This window comes from Pseudomonas rhizoryzae (assembly GCF_005250615.1).
In the GTDB taxonomy this organism is placed as follows: Bacteria; Pseudomonadota; Gammaproteobacteria; order Pseudomonadales; family Pseudomonadaceae; genus Chryseomonas; species Chryseomonas rhizoryzae.
In genome coordinates this window covers 424,702-450,284 of record NZ_SULM01000002.1, presented here as the reverse complement: position 1 = coordinate 450,284, position 25,583 = coordinate 424,702, and the positions used below count along the sequence as shown (strand labels likewise).

The window sequence follows — 25,583 nt, the reverse complement described above, 5'->3', positions numbered from 1 at the left end:
GCAACCTATTAGGTTGGATTTCAACTTGTGACGCACTTCATGTCAACGAGTGGATACCCAACCATCCGGGTGGACGGTTGGAGCCTTGGCATGAGCGGTATCGATCAGAAGAATTTGGCGGAGTCGGTTGGGCGGGCGATCGCGCGTCACCGGCTGCGAGTGGGCCTGACGCAGGAGGAGGTCGCGGAGCGCCTGGGGATCGGCAACGAGGCCGTCTCCCGGATCGAGCGAGGCGTGGTCATTCCCAACATCGCCCGGCTCTACGACTTCGCGTCCATCTTTCACTGTGAGGCGGCAGAGCTACTCAGCGAGGCCAGCCCGCGTAGCGATGATCAGGCGCGCCAGATCAGCCGCCTGTTGGACGCCCTGACCGAGGCGGACCGGCAACTAGTGCTAGGTCTGGTGCAGGGGTTGGGTGAGCGCTTGCGCCAGGGATGACGGTTGGTCACCTACGATCAGGTCGCCGTCTCCTGGCCGGCAGACGTCGTTGGCTCGTCATACTTGGCGCCACAGCGTAGACACAGGCACTGATACTCCATGAACTGATGGCGGTTAACGTCCTTGATGAAGGCATGGGTATCGGGCCAGCTCGTGTGAACGGCGGACATGCCCTGAAGCATGCGATTGAACGCCTGTTCCAGCGGACCGCACTGTCCCTGTTGAGTGGGAGCCCCCGGCTCAGTCGGCAGCTGAATACCCCTTAGAAAGGCGTCCAAGCTGCCGATGAGGCTGGCGATCACCTGTGCGGCCTCCTTGGACAGCACGACCGATGAATTACAGATCAAGCAAGGTGTGGCATGGCTAAAGCTCCTGTCAGAAGAGAGGGGCAGAACGGCTATCAGGAATGAGAAAGGGCAGGCCAAGGGGCCTGCTTCTATGCCGTCGTGGATGGGGTGCTGAACGCGGTACCGGAACGGCGAAGCAGCTCGCCGAAGAGCGCCAAGGCCAGAGCGATGGCTAAGGCCAGCGGCCAGAAGCGCAGCATCAGTACCAAGAGGCCGACGGCGAGCAGGCTGCTGGCCAGTAGCCCGACGAACACGAATAGCGAGGCGAGAAAGCGCAAAAGCGGCATGGCGGAATCTCCAGTCGGTTATCGATTGGCCGAGCAACCAGGACGCGAGCGCGTGCCTTGGCGGTCGAGCCAATAGTCGTCATGAGGGAAGGGGAGGAAACGTGCTGGTAAAGCGCGGGGAGCGCCAGGTGTCAGCAGGGGAGGCTGTGAGGCGGGCGGAGCAGATCGAAGGCTAGACCAGGCCCAGTTCCGCCATCGAGACGCAGCCCTCGTGTCCCGCGATGATGTGGTCCAGGGTACGGGTACCCACCAGGTTCAGCAGCTCCTTGAGCGTCTGGGTGAGACGGCGATCCGCCTGGCTTGGCTCCGGATCTCCCGAAGGATGGTTGTGCACCAGGATCACCGCCGCCGCGTTGTGGCGCAGCACGGTTTTCACCACCTCACGTGGATAGACACTCGCCGCATCTAGGGTGCCTTGAAACAACTCCTCGTAGCAGATCACGCGATGCTTGCTGTCGAGCAGCAGAAGGGCGAAAACCTCTCGCTCCTGCTGGATAAGCAGCGTCTGCAGATGGGCAATGACCTGTTGGGGCTCGGTCAAACTGCTGCCCTTGCTCAATCGCTGGGCAGCGAGTTGCCTCGCGATACCGAGAATGTCGGCTTCAGTTACCGGAGAGTCGATGAGATAGCTGCCAGCGGTTTCGCCAGCCTTGAGTTTGCTCGCAATCATGAGAGGTCTCGCGACAAAGGTTAGGTTTCAAAAAGGGGAAGCTGAGGCGGAGAGGGCACGGCTGCCGACTTCAACTGATGAAGAACTGCCGCTCTCCTGGCAGGTGTTTGGCGTAGCGCTCCAGCAGCTCTGGCTGGTCCTGTAGCAGGCGCTCGACATCGAGCGCCGTGCGGTCCTGGCCCCGTTGCCATCGAATAGATCCATGCGGGAAATCCCCATAGGTGGCGTCGCCCAGGGCCTGCTGGAGACGCTGCTGGAGTTCTGCTGCTCGCGCTTGCTTGGCCTGGAGTGCTTGGCGCAACACCTTCAGCTCCAGATAGATGGCAAGGAGACCGGCTTGCTGGCGAAAGTCACGCCGCGCGCCTGAGTCCTGTGGATACAGGCGCGCGAGTGCCTTACCTGCAGAGGCGGAGCCATCGGCTGGCGGCGGACGATCCGTGTCCACGTAGTGCCAGAACTGCCGCTCTCCTTCGATCAGCTGCGCGATGCTATCTTCATCGCGTTCGATGCGGTGGATCTGCCACTGTTGACCACCCAGCAGTACGGCCACGTCGGCCGCGTGTTTGCCTGTCACTGCCAGTAGGTGCATGACCTGCAGACGCATGGCTACGGGCACGCCTTCCTGCCAGCGGTGGACTTCGCTGGCGCCCACGGCCCTGCACACGAGCAACTGGACCTCTTCGTCATCCAGCACTTCGCGTTCAACGCGGGCAACCATCCAGGGCAGATCAGACGAGGCATGGGACACCTCCCGGCTGTAGCGCCGAACCTTGCGGCCGGTGCTCCTGCTGTAACGCCAGGCGATAATGGGTTCGAGCACGCTTTGCCAGAATGCGGGCGTTCTTTCGTCCCGCGGATCGTTCTCCAGAGCGGCCGTTTGCCGTCCAGTTTTCTCGAGCCAGAGCTCCAGCTGAGATTTGTCCGGATCCAGCCCCAAGGCCGCTAAGGCGTCTTGGCTGAAGAGCCTCACAGGTCGAGCTTCAGGAGCTGCCAGGCGAGAAGCCGCAGCGGTGGTGACGAGGTGGAGGAGTGGACGAGGGTGTTGCTGTGTGGTGATCAGGGATGAACGACGCATGAGCAGTCTCCTGTGCGGCATAGAACGCTCAGCCGGCACGAAGCCGCCTGAGCGAGGTGTCAGAAAGTAGTAGTAGCGCTTCGAAGCTGGAGTGGCGTTGGCTCAGCCATAAGGAATGCCATGACCAGTAGCGAGGGGAGAATGCCGTCAGGCCACCAGGTCGAGTGCGGCCGACAGTGCCCGTTGCTTGAGCTGACTGCCTTGGCCAAACCAGGCCGAGTCGAGTCGATACTCAGCGCTCCGCGCCCGCCGTTCGTGATCAACGAACTCGGTGACTGCGTTGAGCAGGCCCCAGGCAGTCCCTTGTGCGGACTCAAGGACCGCGCCGCGACCTCGTCCCTCGTACAGGGCTTGCACCGTTCTCAGGGCCCGCTCATTGGGAAGCACGCCCTGGGTATGACCGCTCCCTGCTGAATCACAGAGCACCCGGATGAAGAAGCCCGTCGACTCGGCATCGCCTACCTTGCGATCGGCTAGCAGCCGCAGGCGATACATGAATTTATCCCAGCCAGCGACGGCAATGCCGAGCTGTTTCTTCACGGCTATAGGGTCGAATCGCGTGCTGTGGGGAACCTTGATCGCCTGAGTAGCGCCATTCACCGCAATGCTGAGCGTGTTGTTGCATACCACCCTGACCGTGGTGGGTGTCGCAGTCGTCGCCAGGGTGCCATCGCAAGAGGTGGCCAAGAGTAGATAGCCGTTGACTTGGTCATGGCCTTTCAGGGTCATACCTTGTCCCGTCCGCGCCAGGGCCCAGAACTTGCGGCCCTCTTTGAGCACGCCCGCAGTTTCCAACTGGTAGCCGGAGACTTCGGTCAGGTCGCGGTAGAACTCCAGAACCTCGCGCGGCTGCACCGTCTGATAGCGGTGGGAGACGACAGAGAGCGGCGCCTTGGTGTCGGAGCGGAACAGCACCTTCTGCTCGGGGAACGAGTGGATCGCACCCAGGTGACCGACCGCGTCCGATTTGAAGTGCACAGGGCTTTCGAGGATTTGCCAGTCCATGCCGGCTTCGCGTTGCCAGACTTCGATGGGCTGTTTTTGAGTGAGTGGGTTGCCCAGGCCATGCCACGGGGTGGTGCCAGCGTAGGCCATGGTGTCGACGAGATGTGCCATGTGAGCGATTCCTTTGGGTGCACGCCGGCATAAGGCGCTGCGCGAGGCGCAGCACCGACCGGGTTAGTGAGATGAAAGGGGAGAGCGCCGATCAGGTCGGCAGGTTGAAGCGGTGACCGCAGAGCAGGCAGAGGTTGTTGGCCAGGACGTGGCGATCGAGCGATTCACCGAGCTGGGCGCCAAGGGCACAGCCGCCTACGCCGGCAACGAGGCCGCCGAGGATGGCGCCTGATACGGAGCCAAGGGTGATACCGGCTGGCCCAGCAATAGCGCCCAGGGCTGCTCCTGTCTGGCCGCCGGCTAGGGCCGCGCTGACACCGCGTGCTACACCACCGACGGTGCCGATGGCAGCGCCGGCTTTCATGGCGGGATGGAGGGATGCGACTTTTGAGGAGTGACAGCGAGGGCACTGCAATGACATGGGGAGAACCTCCTTTGTAGTGGTGTCATGGCAGTTATGTAGGACTGAGATATTTTCGAGTTGACCTTCTTTCGGAGCTATTCGAGTGTTTTCTCCACCTTTAGTACCTGGGGGCGGCGTAGTAGATAATTGATTACCTGAATACCTTACTGTAGGCGTTTACCGTCTATGGCATTATCTAGCAGGAGGCATCGTGACTTGCTCGTCAGCGGTAGGGGCACCGATAATCGTCTTGCTGCCTTCGGGAAAGGCAAGTGCGTGATCCGCACTGACTGAGTTGATCTCTATTAGGTAATAGATCTTCCGTCTTAGCAGGTTCGTAAACGCGAGGTTCGTCGTACCTTAACACTGGTACACCATTCGTTCGCGTCCGAAATCTTTTTTCACTATCGGTTGGGGGGAGGAGCGTGGCGCAGTTCAACAATTGGTGCGATTCGCTCGATCAGCCAGTAGGGGGCCACTTCCGTCGAGTGATGACCGGCCAGCCCGCCAACCTTCACACAGGGGTCGAGGTAACGGCAGCTATCGTGCCGGGGCATTATGCTTCAGAGGAGCACGTCGCTCGTGCGCTCGCCCGTCTCGGCAAACCTGCAGCGGCCGCACTTATACAAGGCAAGTTACCGACCACCAAAACGATCCGATCCGGCGATCTGGGTGAGATCTTTGCGACGGAATGGATCGATGCGTGTAGCGGTGGATATCGCGCGCCGATTAAGCGTTTGCGCTGGAAGGACCACCGCAATATGGCAATGCGCGGAGACGATGTCATCGGTATTCGCCAAGATGCCCGTACTCAGCAGCTTCATTTTTTGAAGACCGAAGCCAAGAGCCGCGCCAAGCTCACCGCGCAAGTCTTTACTGAAGCCCGAGCCGGCTTGGATAAAGATGGAGGACTACCCTCGGCCCACGCGCTGACCTTCATCTCGGAGCGCCTGCTCGAGCTGAACGAATTGCCTCTCGCCGATGCGATCGATGACGCGCTGCTCAAGCACGGCATACCTGCGCAGAACGTGCAGCATCTGTTATTCACATTTTCAGGTAATGCGCCGGAGGCCCTGCTAACTGCCTCTCTCCAGACGTATGCAGGCACCATCATTCAATGGGGAATCGGCCTCCATGTGGATGACCACGCCGCCTTCATCGCCGCGGTCTATGATCGAGTAATTGACAATGTCAACAACGCCTGAAGCAATTGCTGCCGACATTGTAGATGCAGCGACCGCCGGTTTTCGTGGTCGCCTAATCGCTCGCGGACAAGCGCGCGCGATCATTTGGCGTGATGGTGAACTACCACCGGACGCGCCTGCGTTTGCGCCGCAGCTAAGCTATGACCTACATTCCTACGGCTACGCACTACTCGGGCTTGGCCTTCGCCTACGCGAAATCGGAGGCGATCCTGCACAGGCCCGTATCGCATTTGAGCAGGCAGGCACTGCTCTTGAGGCAGTCATTACCAAGGGAAATCGCCAGGAAGTCGATCGTGATTTCCATTTCATAATGGCTGCGGCGAGCTATCATCTCGCGCACCTCTCCGCTCGCGCATACTCACTCCTAGCGATTGTCGAAGCAGACGAAAATTTCTCGCTTACAGAGCGGGTGCTCGCTTTTTTAATGCGGCGAAACCTTAACGCGTTTCGCTCAGGTGTCCTCGACTATCGAGCCTCTGAGCAGGGTGGCGATGCTCGCATCGCTGCCGAAATCAAGGAGAATTTAGATCAAGGGGAGGCAGCGGAAGATTTCGACAACGGTGGAAACGACTTCCTATACAACGGGCTGGACACTGCGCTGACCGATGCCTTCATGGCAGCCATGTCAATGTTCCTCCTCGCACTAGAGCACGGCGAGCGAGCGCTACTCAACCAGGCGCTGGAACGGCTCCGGATAAGCCACTCCATTTGCAGTGAGCTGAATATGCTGCCGCAGTGGTGGGGGCATCGAGTTGCGATTCACCTCCTCACGGACTTCTGGTCGAACACCTTCCACGAAAAAGTACCGCTCCAACCCACTGGAGGCGAGGCAGCGGACTGGCCGCAGCTTCGTGAACTATTCATTGCGCTATTACAACGGCGTCCTAAAGCGGAGGTCGATTTGTGGCCATCTCAAATCGAGGCGGCGGCTCGCGCGGTAGATCAAACTGATGATCTTGTGGTTTCGTTACCCACCAGCGCCGGCAAGACGCGTATCGCCGAACTGTGCATCTTGCGCTGTTTAGCCAGCGGCAAGCGCGTAGCATTTATCACACCGTTGCGTGCGCTATCGGCCCAGACCGAAGCGACTCTGCAGAGGACTTTTGGTCCGCTTGGAAAGACGATCTCAGCGCTATACGGAAGCATTGGGGTAAGCGGTTTCGATGAGGACGCGATCCGAGAACGCGATATCGTCGTCGCAACACCGGAAAAGCTCGACTTTGCGCTACGCAATGATCCCTCCCTTCTCGATGACGTCGGTCTGCTCGTCTTTGACGAAGGACACATGATCGGTTCCAACGAACGCGAAGTTCGCTATGAAGTACAGATTCAGCGACTACTGCGTCGCCCTGATGCGCATGGGCGGCGAATCGTCTGTTTATCGGCCATCTTGCCAGATGGTGATCAACTCAATGACTTCGCTGGATGGCTGCGTCGGGATCATCCGGGTGGACTAATCAAACATGACTGGCGGCCTACACGGCTGCGGTTCGGCGAAGTTACGTGGTCTTCCGCCACGTCCACAGCGCGGCTTGACTTACGCATTGGCGATGAACGTCCCTGGGTTCAACGATTTCTCACAGGAGCAGTACCGCCTAACTGGGTGCCGCCAAAACGACGTCGAACCAAGCTGTTCCCGTGCGATCAGCGTGAGTTGTGTATCGCGACAGCATGGCGGCTTGTCGAGGACGGGCAAACTGTCCTGATATTCTGTCCTGAGCGTCGTAGTGTTGAGCCGTACGCAGATGTAATCGTCGATCTACATGAGCGAGGTGCGCTTCGCTCACTACTTGAAGCTGACCCCGTCGTTCTCAGCGTCGCTATCGCACTCGGCGAGGAATGGCTCGGACCAGACAGCACCATCCTCAAATGCCTTCGCATCGGTGTTGCCTTGCATCATGGGGCGTTACCAACCGCCTATCGCAAGGAGGTGGAGCGGCTACTTCGCGACAACATCCTAAAGGTCACTGTTTCGTCTCCAACGCTGGCGCAGGGTCTTAACCTATCAGCCACAGCTGTCGTCATGCACTCCCTTCACCGCGCAGGCGAAAGAATTGAAATTTCTGAGTTCAAGAACGTGATCGGACGTGCTGGGCGTGCCTACGTCGATGTCGAGGGGATTGTGCTTTTCCCCATTTTCGACAGCATCGCTAAAAAGCGACGTAATTGGGTAGAACTGATCAGCGACCTCGGTGCGCGTGATATGGAGAGCGGCCTAGTTCAGCTTGTCGGAGCGCTACTTTCGCGTATGCACGCCCATATTGGTGGCGATCTGAATCAGCTCACTGAATATGTCGTCAACAACGCCGTAGCGTGGACTTTCCCCGAGGTCACGAATGAAAAGCCCGCGGACCGCGAAATCGCCTTAGCCAACTGGGAACGTCACGTCGCGACGCTTGATACAGCCATCCTTAGCCTCATTGGGGAAAACGATATCCCCGACGACGATATTGAGGTGGCACTGGACAACATTCTTCAGTCCTCTCTCTGGCACCGTCGCCTACTTCGACAAAACGAGCCTGTTCAGTATGCGCTCAAGGCAGCACTACTTTCACGTACCCGACTCATTTGGAACCAATCTACGGCGGAGCAGCGTCGTGGGTACTTTCTTGCGGGTGTCGGATTGGCAACAGGTCACGCGCTCGATGCCATCGCAGCAGATGCAAACCTCCTGCTTGTGCGGGCGAATGGTGCAATTCTCTTGGATGAGCTGGAGGAGGCCATAGCTGCTATCACCGGCATCGCCGAGCGTGTTTTTGCTTTCTACCCATTTACCCCCGACCCCATACCTATGAATTGGCGCGATATTCTGCGCGCATGGCTCCTTGGTCAGCCTGTCGCTGATATCGTTACCGGACAGGCTTCGGAGACCCTACAGTTCATTGAGGGGGGCCTTGTTTATCGTCTGCCTTGGGCGATGGAGGCCATCCGCGTTCGTGCAGTTGCGAATGGTGACGCCATCGGTGATGTCTTGCTGGACGACTTCGATCTTGGCTTGGCTGCGTCCGCCGTTGAGACCGGAACACTGAGTCGTTCAGCGTCGATCCTCATCCAGGCGGGTTTCAACTCCAGGCTCGCAGCTATCAAGGTCGTGTCTGACACGGGGGCGGCGTTTCGAACTGGCCAGGAACTCAGGCTATGGCTTAATTCGGCAGACGTTACTGTATGGGGCGCTCAGAATGATTGGCCAACTGTCGAGACGAGGGAAATGTGGATGGAGTTCGTGCAGAGCTTCACTCCACTGGAGAACCGTACCTGGACAGAGCGCCGCTGCCAGGCAAGCGTGCAATGGCTTGGCGAACCACCGCATCCGGGCACCCCTATCCATATTCACGACTGGCTTGGTCAACCACGTGTGCTTGCGGCCGACGGTGCACCATTAGGCACGGTGCAGGCCAGGCTGAATATTGCACGAACTGGGTTGGTGCGGGCTCAGGTGGCCTGGGATGTCAGCAAAATCGATGTCGTCTATTTAGGGCCCGATGATCTAGCTGGGGCATGATTGCTTGGCCTCCGACGATGTGAGCATGCCAATGCTATCTAACAAATTTAGCGTTGAACTGACTCTTTCTTTTGTCCGCGGATGCTTCTCTGCCGGTCAAGTGGACCCTTGGATTCTGTTGTATCGTTTCGTTCATAATGGGCAGCATGCGGAGGCGATGTGTCCGAGTGTTCAAGGTGTGCGGCAGTCAAGCGGCTGGGATGCGACGATCTCGGCACAAGAAAAACCTATTTAACGAACTCTCAGTTCTGAGAACGACGAGCATCGTATCGTGGGGCAATCGCGAGGACGAGGAAGTGACGGTTTCTTCAAGTACGATCAGCGTAAGTGAGATCGGCGAGTTCATTCGGTTTCGGTCGTGTGAGCGCCGATTCAAGTTGGGCCTTTCTAATCGTGCGCTCGCTCGTTCCGTCCCATTTTCAGAGCGGCTATTTAATAGCCTGGATCCGGTGCTTCAAGAGGTGGGGCGCGAGGCCGAGAATGCCTGGGAGCGAGCGCTTGTTCAGAAGGGCGTTGCTCTGTTGGATGCGACAAAAGACGAAAAGGACGTCGTCTCCTGGGAGGAGTTCGAGCGCGCGCTGGCGGCTGCCACGCCCGGTCGGCCCGTATACTGCCGAGAGGTTCGAATTGACTACCGGATCGGATCTTTCGACCTCGGTGGACGGATGGATTTCGTCGTATTGCTCTGGGACGACGGTGTTCCCCGCCTAAGGATAATCGAGGGCAAGGCGAGTCGGAAGGATCGCACTTACCATCGCATTCAACTAGCCGCCTATGTGCTGCTCCTTCGCGCACGCATGGCGCTCAAACCGCTCGTAGTAGCCGGCCAGCCTCTCGATCTGGATTCGGTTGAAGGTGCCGTAGTTCGAATCGACGAGTGGACCAACGAGCCTCAAGACATGCTCGCCCGACCTGCTCTGAACCTTGACACCGAAATGGCCGACGTGGAGCGTCTGCTATCCGAAAATGGTCTCCTCGCCTCAGTGGTTGATCGTGATCTGGAACATCTGGAGTTTCAACTTGATTCCAAGTGTGACGGCTGCGTGTTTAGTGTCCACTGTTTGCCGGAAAGTGCTAGACAGCGCCGGCTTGAGTTGGTGGGTATCGCACCGACGACTTGTCGCATACTCCGGACGGCCGGGGTGGCCAACCTTGACGCTCTTGCGGACCTCGATCCAAGTTCACCGGAGGGGGAGTTGGTGCGCCGTGCTGCTGGCTTTGACGCGGACCTGGACCAACTAGTTGCTCTCGCAAGCGCGAGGCGGTCCACGCTGCCGCAGTATCTTGGCAATACGCCAGAGTTTCAGGTCCAGCCGCTGCCTCATTCTGGCCAAGGACAACTGCCTAATCATGTGATTAATGGGCAAAGACTAGTTCGGATCTACCTAGAGGTGGACTACGACTACACGGAGAACCGGATCGGAGCGTTAGTTGCGCATGTTACGAGCAGCGAATGGCTGCTGCGCACTCCGTTCGGCGATGACCGTAGACCGCTTTCCGGGATTGTCGAAATTGCGCCGGACGGGGCGGTTGAGGGCGGCATGCCAACTGAAAGAACCGTTGTGGGACGCGATGTAATGTCATTCCAAACGGCGGCCTGGTCTGGGATTGGCGAACAGGACACGGGGTCCGAGCGCCAGATGCTTCAGCAGTTCCTATTTGAAGTTATTGAGGCGATTGCGGAAGTAGCTGACGCTCCATCGGTACCGATCCACTTTTACGTCTACTCTCGCTCAGAAATGACACAGCTTGTTGAGGCCTGCACGCGTGCGGGATCCACGTTGCTGTCGTGTTTACGTGAGCTGCTTGGCTCCCGTCAGAATCTGGAGCAATTGATTTTCTCCTGTGTACAGGATGAGATCGATGATCGCTTTGCTCTCGGGTGGACGGGGAGGGGGCTGTGCGTTGCGACTTCGCTGACCTGGTTTGGACAGCGGTATCATTGGACCAGGCAAGTGGCAGGAAATACTGTCGAACTTGACCGAGAGTTCGAGCAGGACGTATTCGACTTCCGAAGCACGCTCGATGTCGATGCACAAGGCAACTGGACCGCCGCTAAGGCCCCTGGGTCGACTAGTCGTCGCTTTGAGATCCGCAGTCGCTTCCACGATACCTTAACCGCGCCATACTGGCGCGCTGTCTGGCGCTCGCTGCCTCGGAACGTCAAGGATCATCGGACTCGTGCTGCCATCGAACGGTACCGCAAAGCGGAAAAGCCAGGCGTGGTTCGTGCGTACCTCCATGCGCGCGTTCACGCGCTGAGGTGGTTGGAAGAGCGCATTCGGTTCAAGAATCTTGAGATTGAGAAATCGCCGCTGGTAGTCGCACAGCTCCAAGAGTTTGATCTCGGTGTCGATACCACAGCGCGTGCTGCAATCGATTTTCTGCGACTCGATCACCACGTTGGGCTGACCGATTGGCTCACATCGAACATAAAGCCACTAGCCTCCAGAGTCCAATCGGGCCGCACGATTCCCGTGCGGAATGTCCGCACAGATTCAGGGCGGACCATTGTGGCTGATTTCGACGTGGCGCCGTTCGGGCTTGCAGCTGAAGAGATTTCTCTGCGCACGTCGATCGACGAGGGATCTTTTGTCAGGCTGAGTCCGCGCTCGGGCGACATCACGCGAGGCCAGTCGCTACGCCAACTTACACATGGTGGATCGACATGCATCGTCAGAGACGTTGACTGGGGGGCAGGCGTTATCCGTCTTGATGCGATCTTCGGAAAAGAGGGAACGTATGTTCTTAGGAGCGGTTGCCCTGATCCGGAGGTTGATGTTTTCGACTTCGCATCGATCGACGAGAGTCCGTCTGACTTCGTTGCGGGAAATGTAGAAACGCGACTTGCGAGCACGAGGGGAAGCCATGTCTACGAATGGTTTGAGCCCTCTCGTCCGCGCATCCCTCCGATGCCTCCGATACCGCCAGCTAGAATGGGGCGGATCGCGGCTCTCCTGTCGTCGTGGCAGGTTCCACATGCTACGGCTGCTCAGTCGCTCATCAATGATCAGGCCCAAGCAGTGCTTGAGGGGCTCAGTACGCGAGTTCAATTGCTGAAGGGACCTCCCGGCACCGGGAAGACTGTAACTACCGCAGCGTCAATCTACGCAAGGATTGCGGCTCGATTGGGGCAAGGTGGAGTAGTTCTCGTTTCGGCGCATACCAATCTTGCTGTCGACACCTTGATGCAGCGCCTTCTCCGGTATCGGGACTCTTTCAGGGCCGAAGCGGCTCGACAGGGGCTCACTATGCCTGAGGTAGCTCTCACACGCGTCCATAGTGGGGGCGCGCCTTTAGACACCGATGGAATACGCAACTTCTCGTCGAAACCGTGTGCGACGGCCGTTAAGAAATGGAGAGCAGAGGGGGTTCTAGTCATCGGCGGAACCACAAATGCCATGCTAAAGATGGCTCGCGAGCTAACAGAACGCCAACCGTATAAAGATTCTACCGGGGGCTTTTTCGCTGACGCGCTCGTTGTGGACGAAGCAAGCATGATGGTATTGCCCCACTTCTTAGCGCTTGCGACATTGGTTAAGAACGATGGCGAGATCATGCTAGCAGGCGATAACCGGCAGTTGTCTCCAATCGTGGCCCACGATTGGGAGAACGAGGACCGACCGCCTGCCCAGCATTATCAGCCTTTTAAAAGCGCCTACGAAGCAATTCTCCGGATTGTTAACGAAAGCCGGCCAGGGCGCACAGAATGCCTTCAGTCTCCGCTGACGTACACCTTCCGCCTACCACCTATTATTCGCGAGCTAATTTCGCGGGTTTATAGTGACCTCGACGATATTGTCTTAGTGGGGCCCGACAACGAAGGCGTCGAGGAAGTCTCCGCTCTGCTCGGAAGTTGGGCGGACATTTGGCACCAGGGGGAGGGTTTGATCCTCGTGGTGCATGGAGAGCGTGGGTCTCGCCAGAGTAATTCGCTTGAGGCGGATATCGTCGAGAGTATTCTTCGTTCTCGACGTACTCTTGCAGACGATTCGGTGGCAGTAATCACACCGCATCGCGCCCAACGCGCTTTACTTAAGGCCCGCTTAGGCACAATGTCTCGGGCTGCGTCAATCATTGATACGGTGGAGAAGGTACAGGGCGGGGAGCGCCCGATTATCATCGTCTCTGGAACGGAGAGCGATCCGCACGCTATAGGAGCGGCTGCAAGCTTTATCCTGAACCTGAATAGGGCAAATGTTGCGTTTTCCAGGACGCAGGAGCGACTCATTGTTGTGTGTGCGGAAACACTATTGGACCACATCCCGTCTGAATTAGAAGATTATGAATCGGCAATGTTGTGGAAATCGCTCCGCAATCTATGTCGTCGTACAGTTTTCGTCACCGACGTAGACGGTGTGCGGGTACGTGTACTCGCACCCTCTCTACGCAGTTAACTGATCCACTGCAGCCCTGCGAATAGCTGCGGGCCCCTTCCCAGTGCCAGGATGTGAAGGGTGCTCTCCGACGAGCTGCCGGTAGCATTCCGGAACAATACCGGGCACCGTCGGAGGAGGTGGCTTTCCACGCGAGGAGATTGCGAGGCTTAGCTCTGGAGAGTAATCACGATTTAGAAGCGTGGCAGATATGCGTTTTGCGATAGCCTCTGCGAGAGCCGGTGGCACGGCGTTGCCAATCTGGCGCCGCGCGGCCCTATAGTCACCGGCGAAAAGGTAGTGCGTAGGGAAACTCTGTAGACGTGCCATCTCGGCAATGGAAAGAAGTCGGCTATCCCAGTGGAAAGGACCTGTGGCAGGTCCCGGATCTGCTTGAATTGTCCATGCGGGCCGATCCTTCGCTAACTTCAACAGGAAAGACCAGTAACGGGTTCGCCAGCCAAAGAGTGGCAGGCCTTCGCCACGATCAGTATGCCAGAGGTAATTTTGACCCTCTGGGATTGAGGCCAGCAGCTTGCCCCATTTACCCCGCGCCTTAAGCGCTGCAATTTCCTCGTTGCTTGGTTGCAGGTCCCCGATTGCATCCCATGCCGTAGCGTTTGATCGCGCTCCGTTCTCGCCAGTGATGGGAGTAGGCGCTTCGAAGCGCTGCCCATCACGGAATGACACAAGGAAGGCGCGCTCCCTAATTTGAGGAACTCCGAAGTCGGTTGCCTGCAGATAGGTGATTGTTGTCGTATAAGACGTGCCGTGGCGGTCATTTATTTCACTTAGACGCTGCTCGACGAGCTTCATTGCTTCATCTTTCTCGCGGTAGGCGATCCCTCGGACATTTTCGATAACGAGCACGCGCGGCAATATCTGTTCGGCGAAATCGAGCATTACCTCTAGCGTTCGTGCACGAGGGTCATTCAGGCGACGAGTGCTACCTGCTGCCCAAAAGGCAGATTTTGAGAAGGGTTGGCAGGGCGGGCCACCGATCAGTGCGTCGACCTCTCGCGATTTCATTCTGGCAAGTTCTAGTAGGTCGCTGGCCTTCAGTTTCAGCGTATCTCCCTCTTGGGGTTGCACCCAGTGCGGTCGGTTCTGAAAAAGGGTATTTCGAGCGTTCTTGTCCAGTTCGACGGCTACCTTCGTCTCGAAACCGGCTGCTTCAAAACCCAGATCCAGGCCACCAGCGCCTGTATACAGTGAAATCAAATTGAGAGAGCTGTCGTGTGTAGTTGTTTCATTCATTTAGTTTTAATTTCCCTTTTGTAGAACCTAACACACGACTTTCATAGGTGCGAATTCATCATCTGTTCTCGCTCCCGCTTAATTGGTATCTGCTTTCGATGTGTCAACGTCACTGATTTTCCACGTGTCAAGCATGTCAGCCCATTGCTGCATCATCTTGGCTCTATCAGTTAGGTACTCTGCATGGTTGTAAGTGCGGCGAACGGCATTCTGTTCGGTATGTGCCAATTGCCTTTCGATCCAGTCTGCTGAAAAGCCCATTTCATTGAGCCTGGTGCTACCTGTAGTCCGCGTGGCGTGTGGGCTGTACTTGCCACCCCAGCCCAAGGCATTGAGCATCTGACGGAAGGAAGCTGCGACCATCGGCCGAGTACGTACGTCTCGATGCGGAAAGACATGGGTGTGCTTGCCAGTGATGCCGTGTAGGGCCTGCAGCAATTCCACCGCCTGCCTGGGGAGCGGGACTGTGTGCTCCTTTCGCTTTTTCATCCGCTCGGCAGGAATGCGCCAGAGAGCTTTGCCCAGATCAAACTCCGACCATTGAGCTTCTACTGCTTCATTTGGCCGGCATAGAGTCAGCCACATGAGGCGGAATGCGCCTAGGGTTTCATAGCGTCCGCCATGGGACTCGATGTCTCGCAGGAGCTGGCCAATTTCATCGTTGGAAAGTGGTCGTTTGTGCTGTGTTTTGTTTGCAGGCAGCGCCTTGCGAACAGGGTGAACGGGGTCAATACTGGCACGTAGAGTGGAGATTGCCAGGTCGAAAACACCGGACATGCTTCGCTTGGCTTCAGCAGCCACTGATGGGCCATTGTCCTGAGCGGCTCCCTTCAGCACCTCAAGGATGTGGGCGGAGGTGATGGTCTTGATCGGCATCTTCCCGATTCTCGGAAACACAACCCGCTCCAGCATTTTTAGCCGCTTGGCCTTGGTGATTTCCTCCCAGTCCTTCAGTGCTAGCCACTCTTTGCTTACCGCTTCGAAAGTGATGGCTCTCTCGTGGTCACGTTTAACCCGCTCTTGCTGCCTATGATGGGCTGGATTGATGCCTTGCACGACGAGTGAGCGCGCTTTTACTCGCTCGTCACGAGCTTCCGAAAGGGTGAATCGACGTCCGTTGCGTCGCTCTTGGGCCTGCTCGGACGTCTCTCCCTTCGGGGCAACCACATAGTCCCCAATGGCGAAGATACTTTCCTTCCTAGCTTTGCCGTCGCTTAGCTCGAACCGATAGCGCCAGGCCTTAACACCATTAGGCTTCACCTCTAGGTAGAGGCCATTTCCATCCGTGAGCTTGTAGGGCCGTTCCTTGGGTTTTGCGGTGCGGCACTGGGTGTCGGTGAGTGGCATGGCAGCTCCTTGCTGGCTATACCCGGTTTTAGATCGGGTATGATTATGCTATACCCGGCAGCGTACCCGCTAAAGGTATGGATGGCAAAAAGACTTAATGGACATTGGTGGAAAAGAAAAACCCCCTGAAGCGGCTTTCTTCAAGGGGTTTTGTGTCCATTAGGATCCACGAGGATCCAAATTCTTGTTTAGACGTTGAAGCGGAAGTGCATGACGTCACCGTCCTTGACAATGTAGTCCTTGCCTTCCAGGCGCCATTTGCCGGCTTCCTTGGCGCCGTTCTCGCCCTTGAAGGCGATGAAGTCGTCATAGGCCACCACTTCGGCGCGGATGAAGCCTTTCTCGAAGTCGGTGTGGATGGCGGCGGCCGACTGGGGCGCGGTGGCGCCGACGCGGACGGTCCAGGCGCGGACTTCCTTCACCCCGGCGGTGAAGTAGGTCTGCAGGTTGAGCAGTTCATAGCCGGCGCGGATCACCCGGTTCAGGCCCGGCTCTTCCATGCCCATGGATTCGAGGAACATCTGCTTTTCCTCGTCGTCGTCCAGTTCGGCGATTTCCGCCTCGATCTTGTTGCACACCGGCACCACCACGGCACCTTCTTCTTCGGCGATGGCGCGGACCACGTCCAGGTGCGGGTTATTTTCGAAGCCGTCTTCGGCGACGTTGGCGATGTACATCACCGGCTTGCTGGTCAGCAGGTGGAAGCTGCGCACCAGGCGCTTTTGCTCGTCGTCCAGGCCCTTCATCAGGCTACGGGCGGGCTTGCCGGCCTCGAAGTGGGGGATGAGCTGTTCCAGCAGGGCCTTCTGCGCCAGGGCTTCCTTGTCGCCGCCCTTGGCGTTGCGGGTGACGCGCTGCAGTTGCTTCTCGCAGCTGTCGAGGTCGGCGAAGATCAGTTCCAGGTCGATGACCTCGATATCCCGCTTCGGGTCCACCGAGTTGGCCACGTGGATGACGTTCTCGTCTTCGAAGCAGCGCACCACGTGGGCGATGGCGTCGGTCTCGCGGATGTTGGCGAGGAACTTGTTGCCCAGGCCCTCACCCTTGGAGGCACCGGCCACTAGCCCTGCGATGTCGACGAATTCCATGGTGGTGGGGATCACCCGCTCGGGCTTGACGATCTCCGCCAGGGCATTCAGCCGCGCATCGGGCATGGGCACGATGCCGCTATTGGGCTCGATGGTGCAGAAAGGGAAGTTTTCCGCCGCGATACCGGATTGGGTCAGGGCATTGAACAGGGTGGACTTGCCAACGTTGGGCAGGCCGACGATGCCGCAATTGAATCCCATGGTGTGTGTCCTCGCGGAAGAAAAGGAAGAGAGTAGGGTGGATCAGGTCTTGCGACTGTGCAGGCGCTGCATGGCCCGGGTCAGGTCACCGGCCAGCAGCTCCGGTACCACTTCGAGCGCGGCGTCGATACTGTTGTCGAGCAGTTCCTGCTCACTGCGCGGCGCCCGACCCAGCACGAAATTGGAAACCAGGCTGGCATGCCCGGGATGGCCGATACCCAGGCGCAGGCGCTGGAAGCCGTTCTGATTGCCGAGTTGGGCGATGATGTCGCGCAGCCCGTTGTGACCGCCATGGCCGCCGCCGGTCTTGAGGCGCGCGGTGCCGGGTGGTAGGTCGAGTTCGTCGTGGGCCACCAGGATGGCCGCCGGCGGAATGCGGAAGAAGCCGGCGAGCGCCGCCACGGCCTGGCCGCTGCGGTTCATGTAGGTGGTGGGAATGAGCAGACGAACGTCGTTCCCCGCGTGGCGAAAACGCCCCACGAGGCCGTGATACTTGCGCTCGACCGCCAGGCTTGCGCCCTGGGCGGCGGCGAGTCGCTCAACGAAAAGGGCCCCTGCATTATGCCGGGTCTGGTCGTATTCGGGGCCTGGATTACCCAGGCCGACGATCAGTTGAACGGCAGTCATGTCAGGGGCCCTTCTCGGTCAGGCGTGCGCGAACTTACTCGGCAGCGCCTTCTTCACCGGCGGCTTCCTCACGGATGCGCGGCAGGTGGATGCTGGCAACCGGCAGATCGCTGCCGTGGGCCAGGGACACCAGCTCGACGCCAGCCGGGAGTTTCAGGTCGCTCAGGTGAACGATCTGGTCCAGCTCGACCTTGGTCATGTCGACTTCGATGAATTCCGGCAGGTCTTTCGGCAGGCAGGAAACTTCGACTTCGTTGATGGTGTGCAGGATCTCACCACCCTGCTGCTTCACGCCCACGGAGGTTTCCTGGTTCATGAAGTGCAGCGGAACATGGGCGGTCAGCTTCTGGCCGGCGACGACGCGCAGGAAGTCGGCGTGCAGGACGTAGCCCTTGGAGGGGTGACGCTGCAGGGCCTTGACCAGGACGCTCTCGTTGCTGCCATCGACCTTCAGGGTGATGACGCTGGAGTAGGCGGCTTCGCTTTCCAGCATCTTGGCCAGGTCTTTGCCGACCAGGGTGATGGAAGTCGGGGCCTTGTCGCCACCGTAGATCACGGCGGGAACGTTACCGGCATTACGACGCAGGCGGCGGCTCGCACCTTTCCCCAGGTCGGAACGCACTTCGGCATTCAGAGTGAAATCAACCATTGTGAATCTCCAGGATAAGGAATCGGTGGGAAGAGAACTTGCGACCAGTTCTGCGACCCTACCGACTAAAAAGCCCCGGTAGGCCTAAGGGGCCTTCCGGGGCGCTTCCAGAGCGTCTGTCCCTTAACGGAACATCGCGCTGATGGATTCTTCGTTACTGATCCGGCGTACGGCCTCGGCCACTACCGGCGCGATGTCCAGTTGGCGGATCCGGCTGCAGGCCTGGGCCGCGGCGGACAAAGGAATGGTGTTGGTCACCACCAGCTCGTCCAGCACGGAGTTGTCGATGTTCTCGATGGCCCGACCCGACAGCACCGGGTGGGTGCAATAGGCCAGTACCTTGGCGGCGCCATGTTCTTTCAGCGCCTTGGCCGCATGGCACAGGGTGCCGGCGGTATCGACCATGTCGTCGACCAGCACGCAGGTGCGGTCCTGGATGTCACCGATGATGTGCATCACTTCCGACTGGTTGGCCTTGGGGCGACGCTTGTCGATGATCGCCAGGTCCACGCCCAGGCTCTTGGCCACGGCACGCGCACGCACCACGCCGCCGATATCGGGGGAGACGATCATCAGATTTTCGAAACGCTGGTCTTCGATGTCATCCACCAGGGCGGGGGAGCCGTAGATGTTGTCCACGGGAATATCGAAGAAGCCTTGGATCTGGTCGGCGTGCAGATCGACGGTGAGCACCCGGTTGATGCCCACCACGGTCAGCATGTCGGCCACGACTTTGGCGCTGATGGCGACCCGCGCGGAACGCGGACGGCGATCCTGGCGCGCATAGCCGAAATAGGGGATGACTGCGGTGATACGGGTAGCCGAGGAGCGGCGGAAGGCATCGGCCATCACCACCAGTTCCATCAGGTTATCGTTGGTCGGCTCGCAGGTGGGCTGGATGATGAAGACATCCTTGCCGCGCACGTTCTCGTTGATTTCGACGCTGATCTCGCCATCGGAGAATTTTCCGACGGAGACGTCACCGAGAGGGATGTGCAGCTGGCGCACGATGCGCCGTGCCAGATCGGGGTTGGCGTTCCCCGTGAAGACCATCATCTTGGACACGCTGCAGTTCCTGCGGCTTGAGGTGGGTCTTGGAAGGAAAATGGCAGGGGCGGCTGGATTCGAACCAACGCATGGCAGGATCAAAACCTGCTGCCTTACCGCTTGGCGACGCCCCTGTATCTTGCAGAGTACTAGCTGTACTCATTCTCTGGTCAGACTTGCCAGCGCTCGGTGCAACATCGAAACGTTGCTGCCCTTGGCTACGAAGCCTGGAAGTGATGCTGGTAGCTGGCTCGCTACTGTATCAGCTTCGGTCTTATTTGGAAAGCTTCCAAATATGCAACCTCCAGTGCCGGTTAATCTAGCTGAAACAAATTTGTTTAGCAAGATCAAAGCGTTACGAATTTCTGGGTAACGCTTCTCGACCGTACTCTGGCAGTCGTTTCGACCTGACCACTCGAGAACGGCGCAAACTTTAATGGCGGGAGTGTCACGTGTCAACAGCGGATCGGAAAAAATTTCTGCTGTACTTACAGAGACTTGCGGCACGGCCACGAGATACCAGGGTTCCGGTGGCATAACCGGCGTGAGCTTTTCGCCCACGCCCTCGGCGAAGGCGGCCTGGCCGCGGACGAACACCGGGACGTCGGCGCCCAGGCGCAGGCCCAGGACCGCCAGGTCATCCAGACTGGCGCCGAGGCCCCAGAGATGGTTCAGGCCGAGCAGGGTGGTGGCAGCGTCCGAACTGCCGCCGCCGATCCCGCCACCCATGGGCAGGCGCTTGGTCAGCCAGAGGTCGGCGCCTTGCGCGGTACCGCTTTCCTGTTGCAGCAGGCGGGCGGCGCGCAGGATGAGATTCTGCTCGGGGGCGACGCCGGGCAGGCCATCGTGCAGGCTTAGAACGCCATCGTCACGCCGGGCGAAGCCCAGGTCGTCGCCCCAGTCGAGGAATTGAAAGAGCGTCTGCAGTTCGTGATAGCCGTCCGGCCGGCGACCGAGGATGTGCAGGAACAAGTTGAGCTTGGCCGGTGCCGGCAGGGTGAAGGCAGGCGTGGCGGTCATTTGCCCAGCTCGCGTGGCTGCCAGCTCTTCACCACCAGGATGACTTCCAGGTCCTTGCCGGTGAGTTTCAGGCGCTCGGGCAGGGCGAAGCCGTCCTGCTCGGTATAGCGGGTGTATTCGACGGTCCAGCCGTCCTGTACCAGGCGCGCCAGGTGGCTGTCGGCATCCAGGGTCAGTTGGCTGCGGCTGTCCGGCGCGGGCAGGCCGCGCACCCACCAGAACAGGTGGGAGACCGGCAGGCGCCAGCCGAGCTGCTGTTCCAGCAGGGCCTCGGGCGAGTCGGCCTCGTAGCGGCCCTGGCCGGAGACATCCAGGGTCACGGCGCCCGGGCGACCGGTGAGGCGGGTGGCGCCACGCCCCAGGGGGCCGGCGAGGCGGATATCGTAATAATCCTGGCGCTGCAGCCAGAACAGGGTGCCGCTGCCGGAATCGCGCGGGGAGCGGATGCCGACCTTGCCGTCGATCTGCCAGCCGTTGATGGCGGCGACGCGTTGCTTGTGGGCCTGCCACTGGGCGGCGTTGCCCTGGCCTTCCACGGCCTCCTGGCGAGAGGTGGCGCAACCGGCCAGCAGGGCGAGCAGGAACAGGGTGAAGAGAGTGCGCACGCGGATCATCTGAGGGTTTCGCTTCCGGTGAGGCGTTTGAGGGTACTGCGCAGGACGGGGTTGTCGGCATCGGCTTCGAGGCCGGCGCGCCAGACCTTGCGCGCTTCGCTGCGTTTGCCCTGGGCCCAGAGCACTTCGCCCAGGTGAGCCGCCACTTCCGCATCGGGAAAGCGTTCGAAGGCCTGGCGCAGGTAGCTTTCGGCATCGGCCAACTGGCCCTGGCGATAGCGGATCCAACCCATGCTGTCGAGGATGGCCGGATCGTCCGGGCTCAGTTGGTGAGCCTTGTCGATCAGTTGGCGTGCCTCGGCCAGGCGCGGCGTGCGATCGGCCAGGGTGTAGCCCAGGGCATTGAGCGCCATGGCGTTGTCGGGATCGTGGGCAATGATGTAGCGCAGGTCGCTTTCCAACTGGCCGAGATCGCCGCGCTTTTCCGCCAGCATGGAGCGGACGTAGAGCAAGTTGAGGTCGTTGGGATACTGCTGCAGCGCCTGTTGCACGGTCTGATCGGCGAGGGCGGTCTGGTCGACGGCGGCCAGGCCCTCGACCTCCAGCAGGTAGAGGGGCACGGCGTATTCGCTCTGGCGCTTGCGGGCCTCGGCCAGGCGCTGGCGCGCCTCGGCGGTGCGCCCGGCTTCCAGCAGGATTTCCGTCTGGCGCTGCTGGGCGGCCAGGTAGTCGGTGCCCGGACCGACCTGGGCGTATTCGGCCAGGGCCTGTTCGGGCTGGTCGAGTTCTTCGTAGCTGCGCCCCAGGTTGAGGTGGGCGGCGTCCACATGGCTGCCGCGGGCGATCAACTCCTTGAGATAGATCTGGGCTTCCTGCCAGGCCTGGGCTTCCAGGCAGACCAGTGCCAGGGAGAATCTGAGGTCGTCGTCATCCGGGAACTGGCTGACCAGTTCGGCGAATTCGCGCTTGGCCTGGTCCAGGCGATCCAGTTCGACCAGCAGGCGGGCGTGGGCCAGGCGCAGGCGACGGTCTTCCGGGTGCTGGCGGATGCCGGCTTCCAGCAAAGGCAGGGCCTCGACACTACGGTCCTGGCTTTGCAGCAGGCGTGCGCGCAGGAGCAGCGGGGCGACTTCGCGCTTGGCCGCCGGATTGCGCTCCAGCAATTTCAGCGCCTCGTCGGGGCGGCCGTCCTGCTGCAGGAGCAGCGCCTTGCCGAACAGCAACTGGCCGTTGTGCGGGTACTTGGTCAGCAGGCGGTCGAAACTCTTGAGCAGACCGGCGCGAGTGGTCTCGTCGGTCTCCGCGGCGGACAGGGCGAGGAAGTCGAAGTGGGTATCGCCCTGGCCCTGGAGCACCTTCTCCATATAGGCCATGGATTCGTCGTAGCGCCCGGCGCGGGCCAGCATGATGGCGGCGGCGCGCTGGGCATCGAGGTTGTCCGGCGCGTTGCGGGCCCAGATCTGCGCGGTTTCCAGCGCCGGGGTATCGGCGCCGAGGTACTCGGCGATGCGGAAGGCGCGCTCGGCGACGCCCGGGTCCTGGGTCGACTTGGCCTGTTCGACGTAGTTGGTCAGGGCGATGTCGAAGCGGTTGCGCTGGCCGGCGAGCTCGGCGACCAGCAGGTCGTAGAGGGTGTCTTCGCGGAAGGAGCCGGCCGGTTGCGGCGTGCTCGTCTTGGCGGTGGGCGGCGGGATGGCGGCGGCGGGCGTCGGTTGACGGCCGAGGTTCTGGCAGCCGGCGAGCAGCAGGGCGGTCGTCAGCAGCGCAAGGTATCTGGTCATAGGGTCGGGGCGGCCTTTTTACAGTCGGTCCATCATGCCACAAGAGTGGTCGTGGCCGCGTCTCGCAAGCGTCGCGACAGGCCACGCCGTGCGGTGGTCGAGGCTGTTGACGCCTTTTGTCCGGCAAGATTCATTTGCCCAGGCTATGAGCGCCATTGTCCGACGGCTCGTCGCTGCTGGTTGTCGCCACCGCGTGCGCGTAGGACAATGTCCGGCTTTCCCATTCGCTCGACTGCTTGCGTCCATGGCCTTTCTCGCGCTCGGCATCAATCACAAGACCGCCTCGGTTGAGGTGCGCGAACGCGTGGCTTTTACCCCGGAGCAAACGGTCGAGGCCCTGCGTCAGCTCGAGCAGGCGACCCACAGTCGCGAAGCGGCCATTCTCTCTACCTGCAATCGCAGCGAGCTCTATCTGGAGGTGGAGCCCAGTCTGGCGGAAGCGGTGCTGGCCTGGCTCGCCCAATACCATCGAGTGCCGCTGGAGGATCTGCGCGCCAGCATCTATCTGCACCAGGACGAGGCCGCGGTGCGGCACATGATGCGGGTGGCGGCGGGCCTGGATTCCATGGTGCTGGGCGAGCCGCAGATCCTCGGCCAGTTGAAGTCGGCCTACGCCGTGGCGCGCGAGGCGGGCACCGTCGGGCCGCTGCTGGGGCGGCTGTTCCAAGCCACCTTCAACACTGCCAAGGCGGTGCGCACCGACACGGCCATCGGCGAGAACCCGGTATCGGTGGCCTTCGCCGCGGTCAGCCTGGCCAAGCAGATCTTCAGTGACCTCAGCCGCAGCCAGGCGCTGCTGATCGGCGCCGGCGAGACCATCACCCTGGTCGCCCGTCATCTCCATGAGCAGGGCGTGCGGCGCATCGTCGTCGCCAACCGCACCCTGGAGCGGGCCAGCCATCTGGCCGAGGAATTCGGCGCCCATACCGTGCTGCTGGCCGATATTCCCGACGAACTGGTCAACAGCGACATCGTCATCAGCTCCACCGCCAGCCAGTTGCCCATCCTCGGCAAGGGCGCGGTGGAGCGCGCGCTCAAGCAGCGGCGGCACAAGCCCATCTTCATGGTCGACATCGCCGTACCGCGCGACATCGAGCCCGAGGTGAGCGAGCTGGAGGACGTCTACCTCTATACGGTGGACGACCTGCACGAGGTGGTGGCCGAGAATCTCAAGAGTCGCCAGGGCGCTGCCCAGGCCGCCGAAAAGCTGGTGCTGGCCGGGGTCGAGGACTTCATGCAGCGGCTGCGCGAGCGCGCCGCGGTCGACGTGGTGCGTGCCTATCGCCAGCAGGGCGAGCAGATCCGCGACGATGAACTGGCCCGCGCCCAGCGGCAACTGGCCAACGGTGCCGATCCCCAGGAGGCCCTGGCGGCCCTGGCGCGTAGCCTCACCAACAAGCTGATGCACGCCCCCAGCGTGCAGCTCAAGAAACTATCCGCCGAGGGGCGCGTCGATGCGCTGACCCTGGCCCAGGAACTCTTCGCCCTCGACGAGGGTTTGGACAAGACATGAAGACCTCTCTGTTGCACAAGCTCGATGGTCTGCAGGACCGCTTCGAGGAGCTGACCGCGCTGCTGGGCGACGCCGATGTCATCAGCGACCAGACCCAGTTCCGCGCCTATTCCAAGGAGTACGCCGAACTCGAGCCGGTGAGCCAGGCCTTTAGCGAATACCGCAAGGTGCAGGCCGACCTCGAGGGCGCCCAGGCGCTGCTCAAGGACAGCGATCCGGACCTGCGCGAGATGGCCGAGGAAGAGGTGGCCAGCGCCAAGGCACGCCTGCAGGAGCTGGAAGACGAGCTGCAGCGGATGATGCTGCCCAAGGACCCCAACGATGGGCGCAACGTCTTCCTGGAGATCCGCGCCGGCACCGGTGGCGACGAGGCGGCGATCTTCGCTGGCGATCTGTTCCGCATGTATTCGCGCTACGCCGAGCGCCAGGGCTGGCGCCTCGAGGTGCTCTCGGAGAACGAGGGTGAGCACGGCGGTTTCAAGGAAGTCATCGCCCGGGTCGAGGGCGACAACGTCTACGCCAAGCTCAAGTTCGAATCCGGTGCGCACCGGGTGCAGCGGGTCCCGGAGACCGAGTCCCAGGGCCGCATCCACACCTCGGCCTGTACCGTGGCGGTACTGCCCGAGCCCGATGAGCAGCAGACCATCGAGATCAATCCGGCCGATCTGCGCGTCGACACCTATCGCTCCTCCGGCGCGGGCGGTCAGCACGTCAACAAGACCGACTCCGCCGTGCGTATCACCCACCTGCCCACCGGCATCGTGGTGGAGTGCCAGGAAGAGCGCTCGCAGCACAAGAATCGCGCCAAGGCCATGGCCTGGCTGTCGGCCAAGCTCAACGACCAGCAGGAAGCGGCGGCGCACAAGGAAATGTCCGACACCCGCCGGTTGCTGGTGGGTTCCGGCGACCGCTCCGAGCGTATCCGGACCTACAACTTCCCCCAGGGCCGGGTGACCGATCACCGCATCAACCTGACCCTCTATTCCCTGGGCGAGGTGGTGAATGGCGATGTCCAGCAGGTGATAGATCCGCTGCTGCAGGAATACCAGGCCGATCAGTTGGCCGCGCTGGGAGACTGAG

21 protein-coding genes and 1 tRNA gene are annotated in these 25,583 nt (G+C 60.2%); 6 read left to right on the top strand and 16 right to left on the bottom strand.

Annotated elements, in window-relative coordinates; genetic code table 11:
* Window positions 1-90 precede the first annotated feature (90 nt).
* Window positions 91-438 carry a helix-turn-helix domain-containing protein gene (locus FAZ11_RS04560; RefSeq protein ID WP_058760831.1) on the top strand — a complete coding sequence of 116 codons (348 nt, stop codon included), beginning with the start codon at window positions 91-93 and terminating at the stop codon, window positions 436-438.
* 17 nt (window positions 439-455) lie between these two features.
* Here the strand turns inward: FAZ11_RS04560 and FAZ11_RS04555 are convergent, their stop codons facing one another.
* From FAZ11_RS04555 to FAZ11_RS04530, 6 genes are all read right to left on the bottom strand, one after another.
* A complete protein-coding gene (locus FAZ11_RS04555) occupies window positions 456-740 on the bottom strand; it encodes a hypothetical protein (protein ID WP_193557123.1) in 285 nt (94 codons plus the stop codon).
* Window positions 741-874: 134 nt separating this feature from the next.
* Window positions 875-1,072, bottom strand: a complete 198-nt coding sequence (locus FAZ11_RS04550; RefSeq protein ID WP_058766252.1) for a hypothetical protein — start codon at window positions 1,070-1,072, stop codon at window positions 875-877.
* 172 nt (window positions 1,073-1,244) lie between these two features.
* On the bottom strand, window positions 1,245-1,742 hold the full coding sequence (radC, locus tag FAZ11_RS04545; RefSeq protein WP_137279057.1) for a RadC family protein: 498 nt from the start codon (window positions 1,740-1,742) through the stop codon (window positions 1,245-1,247).
* Window positions 1,743-1,812: 70 nt separating this feature from the next.
* Window positions 1,813-2,817: a YqaJ viral recombinase family nuclease gene (locus tag FAZ11_RS04540; RefSeq protein WP_137279058.1), complete on the bottom strand. Its 1,005-nt coding sequence runs from the start codon at window positions 2,815-2,817 to the stop codon at window positions 1,813-1,815.
* A gap of 147 nt (window positions 2,818-2,964) precedes the next feature.
* On the bottom strand, window positions 2,965-3,933 hold the full coding sequence (locus FAZ11_RS04535; RefSeq protein ID WP_058766249.1) for a DUF932 domain-containing protein: 969 nt from the start codon (window positions 3,931-3,933) through the stop codon (window positions 2,965-2,967).
* A 91-nt stretch (window positions 3,934-4,024) separates the two neighbouring features.
* Window positions 4,025-4,297: a hypothetical protein gene (locus FAZ11_RS04530; RefSeq protein WP_169854728.1), complete on the bottom strand. Its 273-nt coding sequence runs from the start codon at window positions 4,295-4,297 to the stop codon at window positions 4,025-4,027.
* 464 nt (window positions 4,298-4,761) lie between these two features.
* Here FAZ11_RS04530 and FAZ11_RS04525 point away from each other — a divergent pair, with 464 nt between their 5' ends.
* The 3 genes from FAZ11_RS04525 (at window position 4,762) to FAZ11_RS04515 (ending at window position 13,440) form a co-directional block, all read left to right on the top strand.
* Window positions 4,762-5,541, top strand: coding sequence for a Hachiman antiphage defense system protein HamA (locus FAZ11_RS04525; protein ID WP_058766248.1), 780 nt, complete (start codon window positions 4,762-4,764; stop codon window positions 5,539-5,541).
* Window positions 5,525-9,043: a DEAD/DEAH box helicase gene (locus FAZ11_RS04520; protein WP_058766247.1), complete on the top strand. Its 3,519-nt coding sequence runs from the start codon at window positions 5,525-5,527 to the stop codon at window positions 9,041-9,043. Before FAZ11_RS04525 ends, FAZ11_RS04520 begins: the two co-directional genes overlap by 17 nt.
* A 167-nt stretch (window positions 9,044-9,210) precedes the next feature.
* The gene (locus FAZ11_RS04515) at window positions 9,211-13,440 is read left to right on the top strand and encodes a bifunctional RecB family nuclease/DEAD/DEAH box helicase (protein ID WP_158295271.1); all 4,230 of its coding nucleotides are present in this window, start codon (window positions 9,211-9,213) and stop codon (window positions 13,438-13,440) included.
* Here FAZ11_RS04515 and FAZ11_RS04510 read toward each other — a convergent pair.
* The 10 genes from FAZ11_RS04510 to FAZ11_RS04465 form a co-directional block, all read right to left on the bottom strand.
* Window positions 13,429-14,676, bottom strand: a complete 1,248-nt coding sequence (locus FAZ11_RS04510; protein ID WP_081049737.1) for a DNA cytosine methyltransferase — start codon at window positions 14,674-14,676, stop codon at window positions 13,429-13,431. The genes FAZ11_RS04515 and FAZ11_RS04510 overlap by 12 nt on opposite strands.
* 78 nt (window positions 14,677-14,754) lie before the next feature.
* Complete coding sequence (locus FAZ11_RS04505) at window positions 14,755-16,023, bottom strand: tyrosine-type recombinase/integrase (protein WP_058766245.1); 1,269 nt, start codon at window positions 16,021-16,023, stop codon at window positions 14,755-14,757.
* Between the two features lie 188 nt (window positions 16,024-16,211).
* Window positions 16,212-17,312 carry a redox-regulated ATPase YchF gene (ychF, locus tag FAZ11_RS04500; RefSeq protein ID WP_058773248.1) on the bottom strand — a complete coding sequence of 367 codons (1,101 nt, stop codon included), beginning with the start codon at window positions 17,310-17,312 and terminating at the stop codon, window positions 16,212-16,214.
* A 42-nt stretch (window positions 17,313-17,354) separates the two neighbouring features.
* Complete coding sequence (pth, locus tag FAZ11_RS04495) at window positions 17,355-17,939, bottom strand: aminoacyl-tRNA hydrolase (RefSeq protein WP_058766244.1); 585 nt, start codon at window positions 17,937-17,939, stop codon at window positions 17,355-17,357.
* A 34-nt stretch (window positions 17,940-17,973) separates the two neighbouring features.
* Complete coding sequence (locus tag FAZ11_RS04490; protein WP_058773249.1) at window positions 17,974-18,588, bottom strand: 50S ribosomal protein L25/general stress protein Ctc; 615 nt, start codon at window positions 18,586-18,588, stop codon at window positions 17,974-17,976.
* Window positions 18,589-18,711: 123 nt separating this feature from the next.
* Window positions 18,712-19,653, bottom strand: coding sequence for a ribose-phosphate pyrophosphokinase (locus FAZ11_RS04485; RefSeq protein WP_017641089.1), 942 nt, complete (start codon window positions 19,651-19,653; stop codon window positions 18,712-18,714).
* 41 nt (window positions 19,654-19,694) lie between these two features.
* Window positions 19,695-19,769, bottom strand: a tRNA-Gln gene (locus tag FAZ11_RS04480).
* Window positions 19,770-19,794: 25 nt separating this feature from the next.
* Window positions 19,795-20,655, bottom strand: a complete 861-nt coding sequence (ispE, locus tag FAZ11_RS04475) for a 4-(cytidine 5'-diphospho)-2-C-methyl-D-erythritol kinase (protein WP_058766242.1) — start codon at window positions 20,653-20,655, stop codon at window positions 19,795-19,797.
* Entirely contained in the window at window positions 20,652-21,266 is a 615-nt protein-coding gene (gene lolB, locus FAZ11_RS04470) for a lipoprotein insertase outer membrane protein LolB (protein ID WP_420849615.1), read from the bottom strand. Before lolB ends, ispE begins: the two co-directional genes overlap by 4 nt.
* Entirely contained in the window at window positions 21,266-22,990 is a 1,725-nt protein-coding gene (locus tag FAZ11_RS04465) for a tetratricopeptide repeat protein (RefSeq protein ID WP_058773251.1), read from the bottom strand. The genes lolB and FAZ11_RS04465 overlap by 1 nt, the downstream gene beginning before the upstream one ends.
* Before the next feature lie 244 nt (window positions 22,991-23,234).
* On the opposite strand from FAZ11_RS04465, the gene hemA reads away from it, so the two are divergent.
* Window positions 23,235-24,503, top strand: coding sequence for a glutamyl-tRNA reductase (gene hemA, locus FAZ11_RS04460; RefSeq protein WP_058760673.1), 1,269 nt, complete (start codon window positions 23,235-23,237; stop codon window positions 24,501-24,503).
* On the top strand, window positions 24,500-25,582 hold the full coding sequence (gene prfA / locus FAZ11_RS04455) for a peptide chain release factor 1 (RefSeq protein WP_058773252.1): 1,083 nt from the start codon (window positions 24,500-24,502) through the stop codon (window positions 25,580-25,582). The genes hemA and prfA overlap by 4 nt, the downstream gene beginning before the upstream one ends.
* Window position 25,583: the final 1 nt, after the last annotated feature.